Annotated in this window: 1 protein-coding gene; it reads left to right on the forward strand. The window is 39.4% G+C overall.

The window, feature by feature from the left end; translation table 11 throughout:
* Nucleotides 1–398 (forward strand): hypothetical protein (locus tag ACH5TW_RS00280; protein ID WP_439334472.1); only part of this gene is annotated, 398 nt, incomplete at both ends.

A 398-nucleotide genomic window follows, 5' to 3' on the forward strand; every position in this document is an offset into this window, starting at 1 on the left:
AGTGTAACTGGTGGTTTTAATCCACAAGCTACAGATATTAGTGCACTTACTGCTCCTGCTTTATGTGAGGGTGGTAATACGAGTGTAACTTATAATGTAACGGACTTATGTGAGTCTGGACAAGATACAGCTACATTTACAGTAACTCCTGCTGATGCGTTAACAATTAGTGATGTTCAAGATTTTACTGTGAATGCTTGTGACTTTGATGATCAAGCGGCTTTAGATACAGCCTTTGCTAATTGGATTGCTGGGTTTAGTGTAACTGGTGGTTGTGATCCACAAGCTACAGATATTAGTGCACTTACTGCTCCTGTTTTATGTGAGGGTGGTAATACGAGTGTAACTTATAATGTAACGGACTTATGTGAGTCTGGACAAGATACAGCTACATTTAC

This window comes from Thalassobellus sediminis (genome assembly GCF_044386045.1).
In the GTDB taxonomy this organism is placed as follows: Bacteria; Bacteroidota; Bacteroidia; order Flavobacteriales; family Flavobacteriaceae; genus Thalassobellus; species Thalassobellus sediminis.